The organism is Psychrobacter sp. I-STPA6b, assembly GCF_020662265.1.
In the GTDB taxonomy this organism is placed as follows: domain Bacteria; phylum Pseudomonadota; class Gammaproteobacteria; order Pseudomonadales; family Moraxellaceae; genus Psychrobacter.
Map to the genome: position 1 here is coordinate 15,383 of NZ_VEWM01000132.1, position 19,566 is coordinate 34,948.

Sequence of the window (19,566 nt, forward strand, 5' to 3'; positions counted from 1 at the left end):
ACAATCATAGGAACAACCATATGCAAACCACAGGATTAATGATTGGACATTTTGAGCCGTTTCATCTTGGGCAAATGCGTAGTATTTTACATGCCTCTGGTCAAGTACAAACTTTACATGTCATTATCACTCCTCACCCTGCCCCCAATCCTAACTATCCTGTGACCCTACAGGATAAAGCGCGCTGGCTACAGCTTGCCTGTGCCAATCTACCCTTTATCCAAATTCACACCAGTGACGAAATTACACTACCTGTGCATGACCGCTTTGATACGGCACATATTGATATACATAAAAGTAATGCCAAACTTAAACATCTCTTTTCTGCACTACCAATTACCGAAGAGCAGGCGACTGATGCTGTCTTATTCGTTGCCGAAAACCACCCTTTAGCACAAGCATCACAATATACCGACTTATACTTACCCATTGCCAGCACACCGCTACAACCAAACTTTAACTCATTTGATATTGCTCAAAACCCGATTGCACATTGGGACAAAATTCACCCTGAAGCTCGCTATAATTACACCAGAACAGTTGCCATAGTGGGTGGTGAAAGCTCAGGCAAAACGACTCTGCTACATAAGCTGGCAAACTACTATGGTGCAAGCTACGCATTAGAAATGGGACGTTTGTATGTCAATACAGACTTGGGTGGCAGTGAAATTGGACTACAATATAGTGACTATGCACCCATTACTCTTGACCATGCCGAAGCAGTACGAATGGCTAAATATCGTGCGCCTGCGCCTGTCACACTTGTTGATACGGATTTTGTTACCACACAGGCATTTTGTGAGGAATATGAAGGACGTACTCACCCTTTTGTCAGTGCATGTATTGATGAGTTTCGCTTTGACCATACCCTATTTTTAGCCAATAACACGCCTTGGGTTGCTGATGGTATGCGCTCATTAGGTAACACAGATGCTCGTGAGCGTTTTGAGGCACGTTTGAGTGAGATTTTTGCACGCCATCAAATAGAGCCATATCGTATCAGTAGCCCTGACTATGATGAGCGTTATCAACAAGCCATCGCTTATATTGATAGTCACGTTTACCATCGCTAACATGATAATTGCTGTTAATTTTTTATAGTTTGCTATTATTCAATTTAACATTAAATAAAGTCAGCTCTTATTATTAACACCAATATAGCGAGGACGCAGATGCGTATTAAACTATTAGATAACATTACTGGAAAATGGGCTGTACATTGGACGATTGGCTGGTTTATCGCTGGTGTTATCGCTCTATCAACAGGATTTTGGAAGTTTACACAACATACAGGATTAGACTGGTTTTATTTGGGTGTATCTTTTATTGGTCTGTTATGCGTGGTATCGCTGTCATTTCGTAAAAACATTCTGGGCAATGGTCTGGGATTATTAGCAAATATTGGTGAAATTATCGTCCAGTTTACTTCTGGTGCGGTCGGCTTGATGCTAACACCAGCATTTAACTCAACCACCCATGTGGCGGGGCTATTTTATTGGAGTAAGCACAGCGATGGTGACGGACAGATGATACCGCAATCTGCCAATAAGCTGGTGTGGTTAGTAACCATTGCCTTTATTGTGATTGGACTGTTCTTATTTCCCTATATTAATCAGTTAATGGATCAGTATCAGTTTTTAAATATTGATAATGACCAGTTTTATTGGATAAATGTCGCCGCCTTTGTGGTTGCCATTACTGCACAAGCAACTATGATTATGCGTTATGCCTTTAGTTGGTGGCTATGGATTATCTCTAATGTGATATGGCTATCGGTTAACTTGATTACAGGTAATTATATTTTTGCGATTCAAACCATGGTATATCAGGTTAATGCCATTGTGGGGTTATATGAATGGTATCGTAATGAGCAAGATGATAGCGAAATACTAGCCTAGACCAGCCTAAGCTCTATTGAACATTAACTCATTTAATTATCCATATATCCATATATTAACAAGGAGGTTAATATGGCTCGTTCATTTTTCAAATCAAAACGCTCCGCTTGAGCAGTGGCTAGCAGACTATGCACTCAGCCATCAACACCCCATCAATAAAAAAATCCACTGGGTTTGTGTCCCTGTCATCTTTACTTGTATTGCTGGCATGTCAGTTTCATTTTCTGTTTGGTTAACACTGATACTCGCTGCACTGGTATTATTGTTTTATATTCGCCTATCCACACCTTTATTTTTAGCAATGGGCATTTTTATGTCTTTGTGTCTATTGCTTATTACCCTACTACCTGTAGGGTTTAAGTTTTGGGCAGCATTGTTTGTGGTGGCTTGGATTGGTCAATTTATTGGACATAAGATAGAAGGAAAAAAGCCTTCTTTTTTTGAGGATTTACAGTTTTTACTTATTGGTCCTGCATGGTTGGCAGACTCCATCATAAACTCATGATGAAGTCATACCAGTATTTAGGGTAAATCAAAGCAACATTAATTATAAAAGACATGAGTCCTCATAAATTATTGTGAGTTTGCAGGTAATGGTGGCTTCTTGTTGAACCATTTTTCATAAATCTCATCATAAGTACCATTTTGATGTACTTTTTCTAGACCGCTATTAATTTTATTTAGCAGTCCTGCATTACTTTTCTTCACAAGAAAGCCCCACTCCCAAACTGGAAACTGTGGGTCTTTGACAATGACGAAAGACTCATCATTGTTAAGCTGGTCTTTATACTGATAAATATCATAATCTAAACGCACCTCAGCATCTGAGACATACGTCGCTTTACCAGACATTAAATCTTGTAGAGCAAGGTAACTGCTGTCACTTTGTACTTTATTATTTTTTGCCGCAAAAAACTCGTCAAAAAATGCATCATTCTCACCACCAATCGCTACTGCTACGGTACCATTTTCAATATCTGGATACGAAGTTGGGTTGGTTTTATTAGAACTTTGCAAAGTTAATAAAGACATTGGAGAGCTATAGTAAGGCGTAGAGACACCATAATTCTGGCGACGCTCATCAGTAATCCACACAGAGGATGCAATAATATCAGCCTTACCTTCTTCTAATTCACTAAATAACACTACCCATGGGCGCGACTGAAACGCAACATCAAAGCCTTCTTCTTTCCCGATTGCTTTAAGCAAATCTACATCAAATCCAATGATATTTCCTTTCTCGTCTAAATACTCAAAAGGAGGGTAGCTGGCATTACTCACCACTCGATACGTCGTTTCAGCAGTGCTATTTGTTACCGTATTATCACTGGTTTCTGAAGTCGTTTCTTCTTGTTGCTTCGTTGTAGACTGATTACATGCAGTACAACATAGCAGTGTCACAGACACACTAAGCAATACTTTGGGGAGCTGAGCAAACCAGTGGTTTGTTGAATTTCTTATGGTTAGCTGCATAGTTATACCTTTAATTATTAAGTGCAAAAATATTTATTGAGTATATGAAGTGCAAAACATCATGATATAGTAAACAAACTACAAATTTGTGATGATGAATGTTCAACAGTTCCTATCTTTCTTCATCAACAATCATTCACATTGTCACCATAGCATGCCATACCTTGGGAGTACTGATTCATATATACCAGCTATTGTCAAAAAAATAAACTTTATATCCATTTATTCATAGCAATACTGCTTATAAAATAACATTATCATATTATCATAAAGACTCGTATATATACTGTCCAAAGGACTCCTGAAGGTATCATAATCTAATAAATAGCACCTTAATACAAGTAGATAAAAAGAAAATAATATCTCTTTAACTATGGACTATCACACAATACGACAAACAGCGTCGCCAATAATATTTATAGACTTTTCTATTACTTCAATTTGCTTTAGGATAACTGCTATTATGCAAAGTTATCCATAACCCCTATTTTATATTTATAATCAAGTGACCTTTATGCCAGATTTAGCGACTACCAGCAACCCCGCCCTTGACACCCGTTCGGTTGCCGAATTTACCGAGCAAGCCTATCTGAACTATGCCATGTACGTCATCATGGATAGAGCCTTGCCACATATTGCCGATGGGCTAAAACCAGTACAACGGCGGATTGTCTATGCCATGAGTGAGCTTGGGTTAAAATCCTCTGCCAAGCCCAAAAAATCTGCCCGTACCGTTGGTGATGTCTTGGGTAAATACCACCCACATGGTGACACCGCTTGCTATGAAGCGATGGTGCTAATGGCACAGCCCTTTAGCTACCGCTATCCACTGATTACTGGACAAGGCAACTGGGGTAGCCCTGACGACCCAAAATCCTTTGCTGCCATGCGTTATACTGAGGCAAAAATGTCCGCCTATGCCAATACCTTGCTGACAGAATTGGGGCAAGGAACGGTCGATTGGCAAGATAACTTTGACGGCTCAATGCAAGAGCCTGTTACCTTACCTGCCCGCTTGCCCAATATTTTACTCAATGGTACAACAGGTATTGCCGTTGGTATGGCAACCGACATTCCACCACACAACCTCAATGAAGTGGTACGAGCTGCCATTCGCCTGCTAAAAAATCCAGAACTGTCGGTCAAGCAATTAACCCAATCTATTCCTGCCCCTGACTTACCGACCAAAGCAGAAATCATCACCGATAAAAAAGACTTACAAGCGATGTATGAAACGGGGCGTGGTAGTTATAAAATGCGTGCTACCTATCATATTGATAAAAAACAAAAAAATCTGGTCATTATTGATGCCCTACCCTACCAAGTATCGGGCAATAAAATCCAAGAGCAAATCGCTAAGTTAATGACCGATAAAAAACTGCCGTGGGTCACTGATATCCATGATGAATCCGACCATGAAAATCTTTGCCGTATCGTTTTAGAGTTGCGTTCCACTCGGGTCGATGTAGAACGGGTAATGAGTCATTTATTTGCCAGTACCGACTTAGAAAATAACTATCGAGTCAACCTCAATATGATTGGCTTAAATGGCAAACCACAAGTTAAAAACCTTAAAGAGATATTAAGTGAATGGCTATTATCTCGCCGACAAGTGGTCACTCGCCGTTTGCAATTTCGCCTTGATAAAATTGATAAACGCTTGCATATCTTGGCAGGTTTGCTGATTGCTTATCTGCACATTGACGAAGTTATTCGTATCATTCGTGAAGAGGACGACCCTAAAGCTGAGCTAATGAGCCGTTATGGGTTAAGCGAAATCCAAGCCAATGCCATTTTAGACATTCGTTTGCGTCAACTGGCAAAACTTGAAGAAATTGAGCTAAAACAAGAGCAAAGCGAATTAGAAACCGAACGGGCAAAAATCCAAGAACTGCTCGATAATCCTGATAGCCTAACTCAGCTGATGATTGACGAGCTTACCGCCGATATGAAAGAGCATGGTGACGAACGTCAATCACCAGTGGTTGAGCGTGAAGAGGCACAAGCGTTAAAAGAGTCCGACCTTGTACCCAGTGAACCCATCACCGCTATTTTATCCAAAGCAGGCTGGATACGGGCGGCCAAAGGACATGATGTGGACGCAGCAGGTATGAGTTACCGCTCAGGCGACAGTTATCAAGCCCACGTCAATGGCAAATCCAATGAAAAAATCTATATTTTAGACAGTACAGGACGCAGTTATAGTATTGACGCACATACTCTAGCCTCAGCTCGGGGACAAGGCGACCCTTTGACCAGTATTTTAAAACCACCCGCAGGTGCAAGATTTGAACAACTCTTAGCAGGCGATGATAAACAGCGAATTATTCTTGCCAGCTCACAAGGTTATGGCTTTATCAATCAGCTTGGCAACCTTGATACCAACCAAAAAGCGGGGAAAAATATCATTAATTTTGCCGATGATGCACAGCTACTCACTGTCTGCAAAATCGACACAAAAGACGCAACTGCCGAGTCGGACGAAACAAATGCTCCTGCTCAAGACCAAGTGGCTGTGGTGACATCAGCAGGTTATCTGTTAATTTTTGATTTAGAGGAACTACCCGAACAGGCTCGAGGTAAAGGTAACAAACTGATTAATCTAAAAGACGGCGAAGAAGTTGTGGCTGTAACAACCTTACACCATAAGGACAGTTTGACCATCACCGCAGGTAAACGTCATGTCACCTTAAAACCAATGGATTTGGCAAATTACACCAGTAAACGCGGCAATCGGGGCAGTCAACTACCCAGAGGCTTTCAAAATGTTAGTGGGGTTGAAGTGGTTGAGTAAATAGCTCATGCAATTAAAAAGTCATAATGTACTTATCCATTATGACTTTTTATTATAACTTTATTTAACATTTATTATTAATAATACATTAAATATATTAATATATCTCTGTTAATTAAGATTTTTTACTATATGGAATAAACCATAATTTAGAGAGACTGAGGTATTTATAAGACAACCTACAAGATTTTCTCTCCAATAATCCCCACCAAAAATCCTAATGTTGCCCCTAATGAGGTTAAATGGCTATCTGTAATTTCACTACTCTCAGGAATAATATCTTCTATCAATAGATAAAGAATTCCGCCACTAGCAAAGGTCATAAGGTGAGCTGTCAAATCGGTATGCTCTCGTAAAAAGAAATGCCCAATCAATGCTGAGATAATACCAAAAAAGCTTAGGAAGAAGAATATAACCAAAACCTTTTTGGCAGTATAGCCACTGTGGACCAAATCCCGAAAAGAGTTAAACGCTTCAGGTAAGTTTTGTAGCCCAATAAACACTGCCAATAAGGTTGCCATGCTCGGCTCAATCGCAAACACCGCACCCAATGCAATCGACTCTGGAATAAAATCCATCATCATTGCCAGTAATGTTGAAGTTTGTCCACCTTTTTGGTGCAGATAACGGTCAATAAACATAAACAGTACTGCACCAACCACAAATGAGCTTGCCATACCCATTAATGACAGCTCTTCTAAACCCTTAGGTATCAGTACTAAAGCAACAGCAGATAAAATAATACCTGCACCAAAAGACATCAGTGTATGCACAATCTGCTGTTTAAATGGATTACTCCCTAAATAATGCTCAAAAGTACTGGCTAATAGCCCACCAATAAAAACAGTAATGCCTGCAAATCCAGAAAATAAAACAAGCTGTAATAGCATTATCATTCCTTATATTTATCTTTAAGAGTTTATTAGATAGCTTAAATTCAAATATTATGCTCACAGCTTAACATGTTCTTTCTCTACAAAATATAACTATCCCAAGAACAAAAAAGGCTGAGGAATACCTCAGCCTTTCTATTCTATATGACGCTAATATGATTTTAGACAGCTAAAATAATCAACATATCAGCTCATTAGTGAATTTGTACTTATTTGTTCGTACTTATTTGCTTGCTTGTTTTTCTGCACGCACTTTATTGACTAAGAAATCAACCACTTGTGGTACTTTTTCGCCTTCACCTTGTACTACATATTTACCTTGTACAACCACAGCAGGAACACCTGTTAGCTGATAGCGTTTTGCACCTGCTTTTGAGCGCCCAATCTTAGTACTGACTGCAAATGAGTTATATAAGCTGTTAAATTTCTTTTGGTCAACACCTTGTGAGCCATACCATTCAGCCAATGAATTTTGGTCAAATAGACGCTTACCATCCACTTGAATGGCCTTAAATAAGGCTTCATGTGTTTTGTCTTGATAGCCAAGTAACTGTGCTGCATAAAATCCACGAGCATTGGCTTCCCAAACTGGGTTCAGTGCTGCTGGTGTTTGCATAAATACAACATCGCTAGGCTTAGTTGCTGCCCATTTTTGCATATATGGCTCTAAGTTATAACAGTGTGGACAACCATACCAAAAAAACTCACGAACGATAATTTTATCGCCTGTAATGTTTTCTGGATTATCCAAGACAGTATAGTCTGTTCCAGCATTAAACTGGGCGGCATTGGCTGGCAAAGAAGCTAGCCCAACAGCAGAAGCAAGTGTTGCTAATGCAAAACCATATTTTGTGTTAATTTTCATCAATCTTTCCTTATAAGCAGACGATTCAGTTCAGTAGCTTGTCACTTATGCTTGTTTTTTGTATTGTCTGAATGTTGACAATACCTAAATAATATTATGGTCAAAATGGGTCTGACGACAGCGCTCATACCCCCATCTTTTCAATTAAAAGTTAAGCATCTCCATATCATACCTTATTTAACCTAGTGATGTGAACCGTGAAGCCTATATACAATCTTAAATAACCGTTGTGACGATGTGAGCAAATTTTGCTCTGGTTAACATTAAGGTAACATGCACAAAAAATCTTACTGATGATGCCTGCCTCGAAGCATGCTAATATAACAGCTAAAATCATACACCCAATCACATGCCTTTTTTATTTATGCTTTTTTAGCTTGGAGTCATCATGAGTCATACTCAACCATACAACAATAATATGAATACAGATACTACTAATACCATTAATGTCGATGCTGGTGAGATCAGCAAATTTACACGGCTGGCGAATCAGTGGTGGGATAAATCAGGTGCGTTTGCTACCTTACATCAGATTAATCCATTACGCCTCAACTGGATTGAAGAAAATGTCATTGCAGGTATGGGGTCTGGACTGACAGGAAAAACTGTGGTCGATGTTGGTTGTGGTGGTGGTATTTTGACCGAGTCAATGGCAAGACGTGGCGCAGATGCCACTGGTATTGATATGGGTGCAGAAAACCTTAAAGCAGCACAAATTCATGCTGATCAAAGTGGTCTAAGTGACCGACTGCGTTATCAGCATATTCGTGTTGAGCAGTTTGCTGAAGAAAATGCTGGCAAATTTGATGTGGTGACTTGTATGGAGATGCTTGAACACGTCCCTGACCCTGCTGCCATTGTGCAGGCATGTTTTCAGTTACTCAAGCCAAATGGTGTCTTTGTACTATCGACCATCAATCGTAATCCAAAATCGTATCTATTTGCCATCATTGGTGCAGAGTATGTACTGCGATTATTAGATAGAGGCACACATGACTATAGCAAATTTATCACCCCTGCGGAGCTGGATAAAATGGCAGTCAATGCTGGCTTTAATCGCCAAGATTTGATTGGTTTGCATTATAACCCCATTACCAAACGCTATTGGCTGGCACAAAATGTCGATGTCAATTATATGATGGCGGTTAAAAAGCCTGATGAGCAGTCATCTTAATTTATGAATGTTGTTTGATGTTGTTTAGGGATAAATAAATGCACACTAAAGATAAAAATACCAAAGACATTCACGCCATTTTATTTGATTTGGACGGCACATTGATTGATACGGCACCTGATTTTATTCGTATCATCAAAAAAATGTGCGCTAAATATCAACACCCCTGCCCCAGTGAAACTGCTATCCGTGAGCAAGTATCGGCAGGGTCATTTGCAATGGTACGATTAATGTTTGGCGACAAGTTTGCTGATATATCCAATGATAATCCACAGTTATTGGCATATCGGCAAGAGTTTTTAGATACTTATGAGGCAGATATTTGCGTTGATAGTCAGTTATTTTCAGGGTTAGCCTCGATGTTAGACAACATCGAAGCGCTAGATAATCTACCGTGGGGCATTGTCACCAATAAACCCAGATATTTAGCAGAGCTATTGTTAGAAAAGCTAGATTTAAACCAACGCTGTAGTGTATTAGTCTGCCCTGATGATGTTAAAAATACCAAGCCTGACCCTGAGCCGTTATTCTTAGCCTGTCAGCAGTTGGGCGTTGAGCCAAATCAATGTGTGTATGTAGGCGACCATATCCGAGATATTGAGGCAGGCAATCGGGCAGGTATGATAACGGTGCTTGCCAGTTATGGCTATATTCCCCCTGAGGATAAAGAGGATTTAAGCGTTTGGGGGGCAGACTTTATTGTCAATAGCCCTGAAGAAATGGATAGTTTTGTTGCAAATAGATTATTTTAAGACTTATTTTTGAGAAAAATTTTGGAAAACTTTATGGATAACACCACCTCAGCATCATCAACATCAATAAAAACTCAAACAGCATTCACCCATGAACAAATCCGTCATTATGATGCACCAACAGATTGTTTAAAAGGCAAAAATATTTTGGTCACAGGGGCAGGTGATGGTATTGGACGAGTAGCCGCACTTACTTATGCCCGCTATGGTGCGACTGTATTATTATTGGGAAAAACCACCAGTAAACTTGAGTATGTCTATGATGAAATCGAAGGTTTTGGTGGCGCACAACCTGCCATGCTTCCAATGAACCTTGAGTCAGCAACACAAGCAGAAATGCAACAGCTTGCAACTTTGATTGAAAAAGAGTTTAACACCTTAGATGGTGTCTTGCATAATGCTGGTATTTTGGGTCAGCTAACTCCGCTTGAGATGTATGATACTGATACTTTTAACAAAGTAATGAAGGTAAACTGTACCGCTACTTTTATGCTGACCCAGTCTTTATTACCTTTATTAAAGTCATCAGCGCATGGCTCTGTTGTATTTACCACCAGCTCAGTTGGCACACATCCTCGGGCATTTTGGGGAGCGTATGCACTGTCCAAACAAGCGGTCGAGGGTATGAGTGACATCTTTACACAAGAGACGCAAAATACCACCAACCTACGTTTTAATTGTATCAATCCTGGGGCAACCCGTACCAATATGCGCGCCCATGCTTACCCTGGTGAAAATCCAATGACCTTAAAAACGCCTGAAGACATCATGGCAGGTTATGTGTGCTTGATGAGTGATGACAGTATCGGCGTACGTGGTCAGGTGATTAATCTACAACCAAAATAATCCGCTATAATCTCTTGTTTTTTAGATATTTTTTAGTTAAATGACTAAACTCATAATATCTGAGCTCACAATATAAAAAAGACTTTGATGGGAAATTCTATGACCACACAATCTCAATCTGCACCACATTCACCACAACCTGCCCATGAGCGCACCCACGCTTCTGAGCAACAAAACGCTAACACCGATACAACTAATGACAATTCGACAAGCATACTAGACGCTAATACTTCAAATGTCAGTACATCTGCTATTCAGTCTATTTTAACGGCTTTAACTGAGCAGTATGGCTTTGATGACAGCCAAATCAAAACGGACTCCGACAGCCTAGAATACTGGGGTAAAGATTGGACAAAGCACTTTGCCCCTGCCCCCTCTGCGATTTTATTTCCAAAATCTACCGAGCAGGTACAAGCTATTGTTCGCCTTGCCAATGAACATCATATCGTCCTAACCCCAAGCGGTGGGCGTACAGGATTATCAGCAGGTGCCGTTGCGTCTCGTGGGGAAATGGTCGTTAGCCTTGATAAAATGAATAAAATTGGCAAGTTTTATCCTGCTGACCGTATGGTTGAGGTGGAGGCAGGTGTTATCACTGAACAACTACAACAGTTTGCTGAGGAGCAAGGCTTATATTACCCAGTGGATTTCGCCTCTGCTGGCTCAAGCCAGATTGGTGGTAATATCGGCACCAATGCAGGTGGTATCAAAGTCATCCGTTATGGTATGACCCGTCAATGGATATTGGGTTTGACGGTGGTCACTGGTAAAGGTGATATTTTGCACCTTAACCGTGGAATGATAAAAAATGCCACAGGTTATGATTTACGTCATTTATTTATTGGCTCTGAAGGTACACTGGGTATCGTCACACAGGTACAAGTGAAGTTAGAGCGTGCGCCACAAGATTTGACAGTGATGGTCTTGGGTGTCGATGAATTTGACCATATTATGCAAACTCTATCTGCTTTTCAGGCACAGATTGACCTTACTGCCTTTGAGTTTTTTGACAGTGTGGCTATTGATAAAGTCTTGGCAACGGGACATGTTCAAGAGCCGTTTGAGACTCGCACAAAATACTATGCCCTGATTGAATTTGAAGCACCATATGAACCCATTATGGATAAAGCCATGCAAATTTTTGAGCATTGTATGGAAAATGGCTGGGTCATTGATGGAGTAATGAGCCAAAGTATCGCTCAAGCTACTGAGCTATGGAAATTACGCGAGTATATTTCTGAGACCATTTCAGTCTTTACCCCTTACAAAAATGATGTCTCAGTGCTGATTAGCCATGTGCCAAACTTTATCCACGATATCGAAAGCGTGGTTAATAGCAATTATCCTGATTTTGAGATTTGCTGGTTTGGTCATATCGGTGATGGAAACTTACACCTTAATATCCTAAAACCTGAGTCACTTTCTAAAGAAGACTTCTTTGCAAAATGCCAGACAGTGAATGACCATGTGTTTGAAGTAGTTCAAAAATATCAAGGCTCTGTCTCTGCTGAACATGGTGTGGGTATGACCAAAAAACCCTATTTGCATTACAGCCGTAGCCAAACAGAAATTGAATATTTACGAGCAATTAAGCAGGTATTTGACCCCAATGGCATCATGAATAAAGGCAAACTATTTGATTAATTATCCTGAGTAAATAACATTTTTTTAACTTAACAGCTTTGTTTAACTTAAAAGTAGAAAAGAGCATCCACCAATGAGCCTAACCCAAGCAACTGCAACGTTTATTGGTCGGATGCTTACTGCCTTATTCAAACTTATTTTATGGTTATCATTACTGGCGATACTTATCTTTAGTGTCCCACCAATACGGCAAACTGTCTTACCCTATATTGACCAAACCATCAGTCAAATCACCCATTTACGCCAATATCATCAGCTATTACAACAAGACCTACCAACTGAAAATAGCCTACCTAACCCCTTACCTTCTCGCCACCTCACCGATACATGGGGTGCAGCACGTAGTGGCGGACGCAAGCATGAAGGCATTGATATCTTTGCACCTCGAGGCACACCCATTCATGCCACCACACACGGTATTGTGCGTAAAGTTGGTATTGATAGATTGGGAGGGAATGTAGTCAGTATCATAGGGCCGGGTGGTGCTGGGCATTATTATGCCCATCTTGAGGAATATGGTGATATCCGTGAAGGTGACTGGGTAGAGCAAGGTGATATTATTGGCTATGTCGGTGATAGTGGCAATGCTAAGGGAACGCCAACACATGTTCATTATGGTATTTATATTCAGGGTAAAGCGGTCAATCCCTACCCTCTGCTAATTAAGTCTTCTTAGGGCATGTGCCATCTTTAGAAGCATGACAACTACCTTCACAGCATACTTGCTCTAGTGGGAAAAATACCTTAAAGGTAGAGCCTTGTCCTTCAGTTGATTCGATTTTTAAAGTAGCATCATGTTGATACAACACATGCTTAACAATGGCAAGACCCAGCCCTGTACCTCCCGTGGCTCGGCTACGTCCACTATCAACACGATAAAAACGCTCAGTTAACCGCTCAATATGGGCGGGTGCAATGCCGATACCATTATCACTAACTGCAAACAAACAACCGTCTTTGACTTCCTGCCAGCTAATACTAATTTCACCACCTTTTGGCGTATATTTAATCGCATTGGTGACTAAGTTTAATAAGGCACTGTTTAAGTACATCTCAGAGCCATAAAGATTTTTTTGCGAATCAATATGTAAATCAATTAAATGCCCATATTCCTTATTATAAGCCTGTGCATCATCAAATAAATGTGCCAATACTTTTGGCATATCTACACATTCTGTTGGCGCAATTTCCTCATTTTCCAATCTTGATAATAATAATAAATCATTGATAATACTATTCATCCGCCGTGTCTGCTGAGACATTAAGCTAAAGCCTCGTTGCCACTTGGGGTCAAGGTCTGGCTGGTCAGAAAACGTCTCGATATAACCCATAATCACGGTCAATGGGGTACGCAGTTCATGAGAGACATTCGCCACAAAGTCCTTGCGCATCTGCTCTAAATGTTGCAAACGGGTCACATCATAGATTATTAGCAGTTTTTCCTGACCAAAATGCGTCACTTCACATTGCAAAAACCGCTCTGGGTCTTGCCACGACTGGATACGCAAGCCATCATTAGGGGACTCAGCAGTGGTGTAATATTCATAAAATTCATCAGCTTTAATCAAATCTAAAATATTACTACCTTGATTTTCTGAGCGTAGCTGTAACAGCTTTTCTGCTGACTGATTCCACCATTCCAAGCAATCATCTTTATCTAATAAAATCACAGCATCTTGTAGTGCTAACAATGAGCTACGGATTTTTTTGATTAATCCCATCATCTTTTGATGGGTGATTTGCTCTTGTTTTTTGCTATGGTATAACTCACTGGCAACAAACGACAGTCCTCCCGAAAACTCAGGGGGAGGTAGAGTCAAAGAACGACTAAGCCAATTATAAAACTGTTGCATCGCAAACAGTCGCCACACATAATAAATCAGTAAGCCTGCAACCAACCCCCAAGCAAACGAACTTTTGTGGGTCACACTGAGATAAGCACCCAAGACAGTACCCATACATAACCAAAAAAGTAACCACTTAAAGTCTGCCCAAAACAAACTTTTGCTATGTAGCCCACGCTCTATTTTTACAGATGTTTCAGCGATATCTGGGCTGGAATTTTGGCTAGTATGCTTATCGCTCATCATTATTTAACCATCATTATTTAACCATCATTATTTAACCATCATTATTTAACCATCATTATTTAATCATCACTGTTTATCCATCATTGCTTCTCTGCCATGCTCTATTTTTATTGCTGGGTAGCCTGATATCACTTATTTATAATAACTGTTTCTAAGCGCTATTTTATAGCGACTATTTATTATAGGGTTTATTGATTACAACTAATTATAACCAGTAATAACCATTATCCGTGCAACTGAGTTGAAAACCGATATCCCGTACCACGTACCGTTTGAATAAATCCTGCATAATCATAAGGCTCTAGCACCTTACGTAGACGACGAATATGTACATCTATAGTACGGTCTTCAACATAAACATTGCCACCCCAGACTTGGTCAAGTAGCTGAGTGCGTGTATACGCTCGCTCTGGGTGACTCATAAAAAATGCCAATAAACGATACTCGGTTGGTCCAATCTCTACAGGTGTGCCATTTGCTGACACTCGCTGACTGACTGGGTCAAGACTCAAGCCTTCAGCTTCTATTGGCTTATCTCCAGACAAAGCACTACTACGCCGTAATACGGCTTTGATACGTGAAATCAGCTCACGAGTAGAAAATGGCTTGGTAATATAATCATCAGCACCTGCATCCAAACCTTGAACTTTATTATCTTCTTCCCCTTTTGCAGTCAGCATAATAATGGGAATCTCCGCTAAAAGTTCATCTTTTTTTAGACGGCGACACAAATCAATTCCTGACTGGCTACCTGTTAACATCCAATCCAACAAAATAATAGCAGGACGATGGTCTACCACTTGCTGATGTGCAGTTTGCACATCTTCTGCTTGCAAGCAGTCAAACCCTGCCATCTCAAGAGTGGTAGTAATCATCTCTCGAATGGCAGGTTCATCTTCCACCACTAAAACCATATCATTACTCATATTTTATCCTTCTATACTGGCGTTTTATGACGGTTATATTACAACGCATCAATATGACAAAGATATGACAAAGCACTTTATCCTTTAATTTATCTCTCAAATTGCAACGTCACTTCTACACCACTTTTACACTACTTCCAAGATAAAATTAATCGGACCATCATTGAGTGCCATGACCTGCATATCCGCACCAAACTCCCCTGTCTTTATTTGTGAATATTGTGTCTGAGCATACTGCACTAGCTCAGCAAATAACACCTCAGCATCATTAGGGGGCATGGCTGGGGCAAAATCTGGACGGCGACCTTTATTGGTCTTTGCCATCAAGGTAAACTGTGATACCAATAATAAGCCACCACCCACTTCTTGTACATTTTTGTCTAGCTTTCCCACCTCATTTGCAAAAATACGATAAGTTAATATTTTATCTACTAATTTTTTGGCAGTTTCAAATGTATCCTCATGTCCCAAACCAATATATGCCAAAATACCTTGCTCAATCTCGCCAATGATTTTTCCCTCCACACTCACACTGGCTTGTTTTACCCGTTGAATGACTGCTTTCATAGTGACCTCATCTATTTTTTTGTAAAAACATGATAAAATATGCCAAAATCCATCCTAATACTATACCCTCAAGCTTATGTCCTTAAAACAGCAAATCAAATCTCGACTCACCAAAGCCAATATTTTTACCACTGTGCAACACATCATACCTCAGCAAAAACTTAGCACTGCGGTTGGTAAACTGGCATCTAGCACAAACCCTCTTATTAAAAAGACTTTTGTGCATACCTTCGCTAAAGCCTACGACATTCATTTAGACGAATATCAACGCAAACAGCTTGATGAATATGAGAGTTTTAATGACTTTTTTACTCGTGAACTTGCCCCCAATGCCCGAGTAATAGACAATACTGATAATGGTATTGCCTCACCTGCTGATGGGGTTATCTCACAGATTGGTCATATTGACCATGACCAAGTGCTACAAGCCAAAGGTAGGCTCTATGAGATTGGTCACTTACTCGCCTCACATGAAGACGGCAGATATTTTCAAAACGGCAACTTTGCAACAGTTTATCTAGCACCCAGTAACTACCACCGTGTACATATGCCGTTTGATGGCACCTTAGTTCGAACCCGATATATGCCTGGCACACTTTTTTCTGTTAATAATACCACTGCTGATGGGGTTCTGGATTTATTTGCCCGTAATGAAAGATTGGTCTGCCTATTTGAAACCAAATATGGTATGACTGCTGTGGTAATGGTGGGTGCAATGATTGTTGCAGGGATTGAGACGGTCGCTACGGGTCGGCTAAGTCGTGGGCAGGGTATCCAAGAACAAACCCATGAGCTAGTACTAAAGAAAGGGGACGAGTTAGGACGCTTCTATCTTGGCTCAACTGCCATTGTGATTATGCCAGAAGGGGCAGGCACTCACTGGCTAGATGAGCTACAACATGGCTCTGTGGTTCAAATGGGACAGCTTTTAGGAACCACTGAACAATAAGCATCTATAAACAATGTTAAAAACCTAATGCCAAGTGATTAGGGACGGTTAATCAGCTAATAGTTAATAAACTAACAGCCAATCAACTAATAACGGAAATGTCCCGTTATTGGATAGGCAAACAGGATATTATCTTCCTGTGTGCCTCTGCCAATATTATGAACAATCAGTGGTGTGCCATTTAAAGCCTTTTTATCAGAGACAATCCCAATATGAGGTAAATTACCATTAGGTAGTCGCCACGTCACAATATCCCCAGCTTTAAAGCTGTCTTTATCCGTCAGTGATAGGCTTTGTCCATGACGGGCAAAAAACACCTCTAAGTTTGGTACCCGACGATGGTCAATATTACTGTCAGTTCGGCTTAGTCCCCAGATTTTAGGATAAACCGACCAGTTATTTTTCATATCATGATTGACCAATTGTTGCAGGTCAATATTTTGTAGGCGATAAGCACGAATAACCACATCGGTACAAACCCCTGTATGCTGAGGAACATCACCTCTTGGAAACTCTATCTTACGATACGCAGGGTCATAGCCTACAGTGACTCCAATTTGTTTTTTGGCATCATAAGCCAGTTTTTCACCATGACTGACCACGTCTGCTTGCGCTGTTTGCACCATGCTCAAGCCAATTCCAACACTCAGTATTACCATAAGCAATAAAGTAATCACTCTAGTCTTTAAGGCTGTGGCTGTCACTGTGGGTATCACTGTCTCATCTCACCTGTCGTTATGAAGGTCTATTATTTATCCATCACTGATTTATCACTTATCCGCTACCATTACTTATCAATCAGCCAGCCCATTTTGGTTGCATACTCAATTTGTGCTTGTATCCAATGATGAATCGGTGGAAAATCAGATGAAATAAACGCATGCGCCCCTGCAACCTGAGTACGAGTAACGCCCAAATCTTGCCATGTCCTGCCCTGAGTGCTGATATTCAGCAAAAACGGTAGCAACCTATCAACCACTTTTACCAGCTTTGCCTCAGCACTCACACCAGACTCTTGCGCATCCCATATCTCTACTAAATCACTGATGCCATGCCCTGAGTGATTTTGCAGACGCATCACACCTTGACGCTCAGCAAGATGGGCTTCACTACGCTGAGGTGCATACAAAAATGTATCACCCGCATCAATCTCACCCAAATCATGCACCAACGCCATTTTTAATAAACGCTCATGATTGATGGGCAAGTTAAAATAAGTCGCTATCGCCCAAGATGCCATTGCCAAATGCCATGAATGCTCAGCAGAATTCTCAAGCCGAGTGCCACCTGTGATATAGCTACGCCGTTCAATATGTTTAAGAGCATCAAGCTGTAGCAGAAACTGGGTGATATCGTGCATTGTATCCGCACTATCCACCCCATTTTCTTTGGTATTATTTACTACACTATTATTAGTGTATCCATTGCCATTCACCGAAACTGACGACATCTATTTCACCAAATAACTGATTGTCTTAAATGCAGGGTCTTTAGCGCTACGACATAGCTCAAATAGTATTGCCTCAGTCGTGGTAATCACTGCCCCTGCTCGGCGCATACGACGTATCGCTTGCTTACGGTCATAGGTATTGCGTGACCCAGACGCATCAGCAATAATAATGGGTTGCATGCCATTATCTAGCAAATCCAAAGCAGTTTGCATCACACACACATGCGTTTCTATCCCAAATAACAAAACTGCATTGCGGTTTTGTTGTGCCAGATAATTCCACGCTTCATCATTATCACAAACGCTAAAGCTCACCTTTTCAAACTGCCTTCCTTGCGTATTCTCTAATACTGCCATAATCTCAGGTACTGTCTCTCCAAGCCCCTTTTTATACTGCTCATTGAGCATAATTGGTACATCTAATGCTTGCAATCCCTGAATTAAAGTCACAATATTTTCGACCACTTCTTGATGACGATAAATATGCGGGGTGAGTTTTTCTTGCACATCAATCAGCATTGCTTGACAGTTATCACGCATGATACGGTAGGTTTTATCGGTCGTAATGGTTGACATCGCTCTCTCCTTGTTATCATTTATTAAGTGGGTATCCATCGTTCTTTCTATTTAGCCATACTTCCGGACATGGGTCAATGTGAACAACCTATGACAATGGTATCAATCCTGTATGCTGATACACCAATAAAAATAACCCCTCATAAAAGCTGACAATACACTAGACGTGTGAAAGTAGCCATACCAAAGTAAACTGGGGCTAAATAGTCATCCTATTTAGCCCCAAGTGAATACAGTCCGATCTATATGCCTCTTATATTATCTCAACTACTTAACAACCTTATATTGGAGCAATTTATTGAGTGCCTGTGTTAATGCCTCTTCATTAAATGGCTTACATAAGAAACCTCTAGCGCCATATTTTAAAGCTTTTAATGCGGTTGCCTTATCTGATAGTGCAGATACAACCAAAATACTAACACCTGTTTGCTTAGCCACAATGCGTCGAATACACTCTAGCCCATCCATATGAGGCATGGTTAAATCCATAGTAATCAGATCAGGCTGATGAATATCAAACTGCTGTATTGCTTCTAAGCCATTTGTGGCAGTCGCCACAATTTCAATGTTATCGGCTGTAAAACTGCGTTCAATCCTATTACGAATAATATTAGAATCATCAACTACCATCAGCTTATGCATATTATGTCCTAAAACCTCAATAAAAAT

General features: G+C 40.5%; 20 protein-coding genes. 10 read left to right on the forward strand and 10 right to left on the reverse strand.

Features of this window, described 5'->3' with window-relative positions; genetic code table 11:
- The first annotated feature begins 20 nt into the window (after positions 1 to 20).
- From nadR to FHK88_RS13800, 3 genes are all read left to right on the forward strand, one after another.
- A complete protein-coding gene (gene nadR / locus FHK88_RS13790; protein WP_227431299.1) occupies positions 21 to 1,073 on the forward strand; it encodes a multifunctional transcriptional regulator/nicotinamide-nucleotide adenylyltransferase/ribosylnicotinamide kinase NadR in 1,053 nt (350 codons plus the stop codon).
- 99 nt (positions 1,074 to 1,172) lie between these two features.
- Positions 1,173 to 1,898 carry a nicotinamide riboside transporter PnuC gene (pnuC, locus tag FHK88_RS13795; RefSeq protein ID WP_227431300.1) on the forward strand — a complete coding sequence of 242 codons (726 nt, stop codon included), beginning with the start codon at positions 1,173 to 1,175 and terminating at the stop codon, positions 1,896 to 1,898.
- A 70-nt stretch (positions 1,899 to 1,968) separates the two neighbouring features.
- A complete protein-coding gene (locus FHK88_RS13800) occupies positions 1,969 to 2,403 on the forward strand; it encodes a DUF962 domain-containing protein (RefSeq protein WP_227431340.1) in 435 nt (144 codons plus the stop codon).
- Positions 2,404 to 2,471: 68 nt separating this feature from the next.
- On the opposite strand, the gene FHK88_RS13805 is transcribed toward FHK88_RS13800, so the two are convergent.
- Positions 2,472 to 3,371 carry a transporter substrate-binding domain-containing protein gene (locus FHK88_RS13805; RefSeq protein ID WP_227431301.1) on the reverse strand — a complete coding sequence of 300 codons (900 nt, stop codon included), beginning with the start codon at positions 3,369 to 3,371 and terminating at the stop codon, positions 2,472 to 2,474.
- Positions 3,372 to 3,885: 514 nt separating this feature from the next.
- Between FHK88_RS13805 and parC the strand changes: the two genes are divergently transcribed.
- Positions 3,886 to 6,165, forward strand: a complete 2,280-nt coding sequence (gene parC / locus FHK88_RS13810; RefSeq protein ID WP_227431302.1) for a DNA topoisomerase IV subunit A — start codon at positions 3,886 to 3,888, stop codon at positions 6,163 to 6,165.
- A 179-nt stretch (positions 6,166 to 6,344) separates the two neighbouring features.
- Here the strand turns inward: parC and FHK88_RS13815 are convergent, their stop codons facing one another.
- Positions 6,345 to 7,055: a ZIP family metal transporter gene (locus tag FHK88_RS13815; protein WP_227431303.1), complete on the reverse strand. Its 711-nt coding sequence runs from the start codon at positions 7,053 to 7,055 to the stop codon at positions 6,345 to 6,347.
- Positions 7,056 to 7,281: 226 nt separating this feature from the next.
- The gene (locus FHK88_RS13820) at positions 7,282 to 7,923 is read right to left on the reverse strand and encodes a thiol:disulfide interchange protein DsbA/DsbL (protein WP_227431304.1); all 642 of its coding nucleotides are present in this window, start codon (positions 7,921 to 7,923) and stop codon (positions 7,282 to 7,284) included.
- A gap of 385 nt (positions 7,924 to 8,308) precedes the next feature.
- Here FHK88_RS13820 and ubiG point away from each other — a divergent pair, with 385 nt between their 5' ends.
- From ubiG to FHK88_RS13845, 5 genes are all read left to right on the forward strand, one after another.
- A complete protein-coding gene (gene ubiG, locus FHK88_RS13825; protein ID WP_413680534.1) occupies positions 8,309 to 9,097 on the forward strand; it encodes a bifunctional 2-polyprenyl-6-hydroxyphenol methylase/3-demethylubiquinol 3-O-methyltransferase UbiG in 789 nt (262 codons plus the stop codon).
- A gap of 38 nt (positions 9,098 to 9,135) precedes the next feature.
- On the forward strand, positions 9,136 to 9,849 hold the full coding sequence (locus tag FHK88_RS13830) for an HAD family hydrolase (RefSeq protein ID WP_227431306.1): 714 nt from the start codon (positions 9,136 to 9,138) through the stop codon (positions 9,847 to 9,849).
- A 33-nt stretch (positions 9,850 to 9,882) separates the two neighbouring features.
- Positions 9,883 to 10,695: a YciK family oxidoreductase gene (locus FHK88_RS13835; protein WP_227431307.1), complete on the forward strand. Its 813-nt coding sequence runs from the start codon at positions 9,883 to 9,885 to the stop codon at positions 10,693 to 10,695.
- A gap of 99 nt (positions 10,696 to 10,794) precedes the next feature.
- Positions 10,795 to 12,339 (forward strand): FAD-binding oxidoreductase, encoded by a 1,545-nt coding sequence (locus FHK88_RS13840; protein WP_227431308.1) that lies wholly within the window; start codon positions 10,795 to 10,797, stop codon positions 12,337 to 12,339.
- 73 nt (positions 12,340 to 12,412) lie between these two features.
- A complete protein-coding gene (locus tag FHK88_RS13845) occupies positions 12,413 to 13,015 on the forward strand; it encodes a M23 family metallopeptidase (RefSeq protein WP_227431309.1) in 603 nt (200 codons plus the stop codon).
- Here the strand turns inward: FHK88_RS13845 and phoR are convergent.
- The 3 genes from phoR to dtd form a co-directional block, all read right to left on the reverse strand.
- Positions 13,002 to 14,429 (reverse strand): phosphate regulon sensor histidine kinase PhoR, encoded by a 1,428-nt coding sequence (gene phoR, locus FHK88_RS13850; RefSeq protein WP_227431310.1) that lies wholly within the window; start codon positions 14,427 to 14,429, stop codon positions 13,002 to 13,004. The genes FHK88_RS13845 and phoR overlap by 14 nt on opposite strands.
- Before the next feature lie 224 nt (positions 14,430 to 14,653).
- Positions 14,654 to 15,355, reverse strand: a complete 702-nt coding sequence (phoB, locus tag FHK88_RS13855; RefSeq protein WP_227431311.1) for a phosphate regulon transcriptional regulator PhoB — start codon at positions 15,353 to 15,355, stop codon at positions 14,654 to 14,656.
- A 126-nt stretch (positions 15,356 to 15,481) separates the two neighbouring features.
- The gene (gene dtd / locus FHK88_RS13860; protein WP_227431312.1) at positions 15,482 to 15,922 is read right to left on the reverse strand and encodes a D-aminoacyl-tRNA deacylase; all 441 of its coding nucleotides are present in this window, start codon (positions 15,920 to 15,922) and stop codon (positions 15,482 to 15,484) included.
- A 76-nt stretch (positions 15,923 to 15,998) separates the two neighbouring features.
- Between dtd and asd the strand changes: the two genes are divergently transcribed.
- On the forward strand, positions 15,999 to 16,871 hold the full coding sequence (gene asd, locus FHK88_RS13865) for an archaetidylserine decarboxylase (RefSeq protein ID WP_227431313.1): 873 nt from the start codon (positions 15,999 to 16,001) through the stop codon (positions 16,869 to 16,871).
- Positions 16,872 to 16,957: 86 nt separating this feature from the next.
- Here asd and FHK88_RS13870 read toward each other — a convergent pair whose 3' ends face one another.
- The 4 genes from FHK88_RS13870 to FHK88_RS13885 form a co-directional block, all read right to left on the reverse strand.
- A complete protein-coding gene (locus FHK88_RS13870) occupies positions 16,958 to 17,497 on the reverse strand; it encodes a DUF1287 domain-containing protein (RefSeq protein WP_227431341.1) in 540 nt (179 codons plus the stop codon).
- Positions 17,498 to 17,658: 161 nt separating this feature from the next.
- Positions 17,659 to 18,321, reverse strand: a complete 663-nt coding sequence (locus FHK88_RS13875; protein WP_264480700.1) for an HD domain-containing protein — start codon at positions 18,319 to 18,321, stop codon at positions 17,659 to 17,661.
- Positions 18,322 to 18,897, reverse strand: coding sequence for a hydrolase (locus FHK88_RS13880; RefSeq protein ID WP_227431314.1), 576 nt, complete (start codon positions 18,895 to 18,897; stop codon positions 18,322 to 18,324). It lies immediately after the preceding gene.
- A gap of 267 nt (positions 18,898 to 19,164) precedes the next feature.
- Complete coding sequence (locus tag FHK88_RS13885) at positions 19,165 to 19,539, reverse strand: response regulator (RefSeq protein ID WP_227431315.1); 375 nt, start codon at positions 19,537 to 19,539, stop codon at positions 19,165 to 19,167.
- Positions 19,540 to 19,566: the final 27 nt, after the last annotated feature.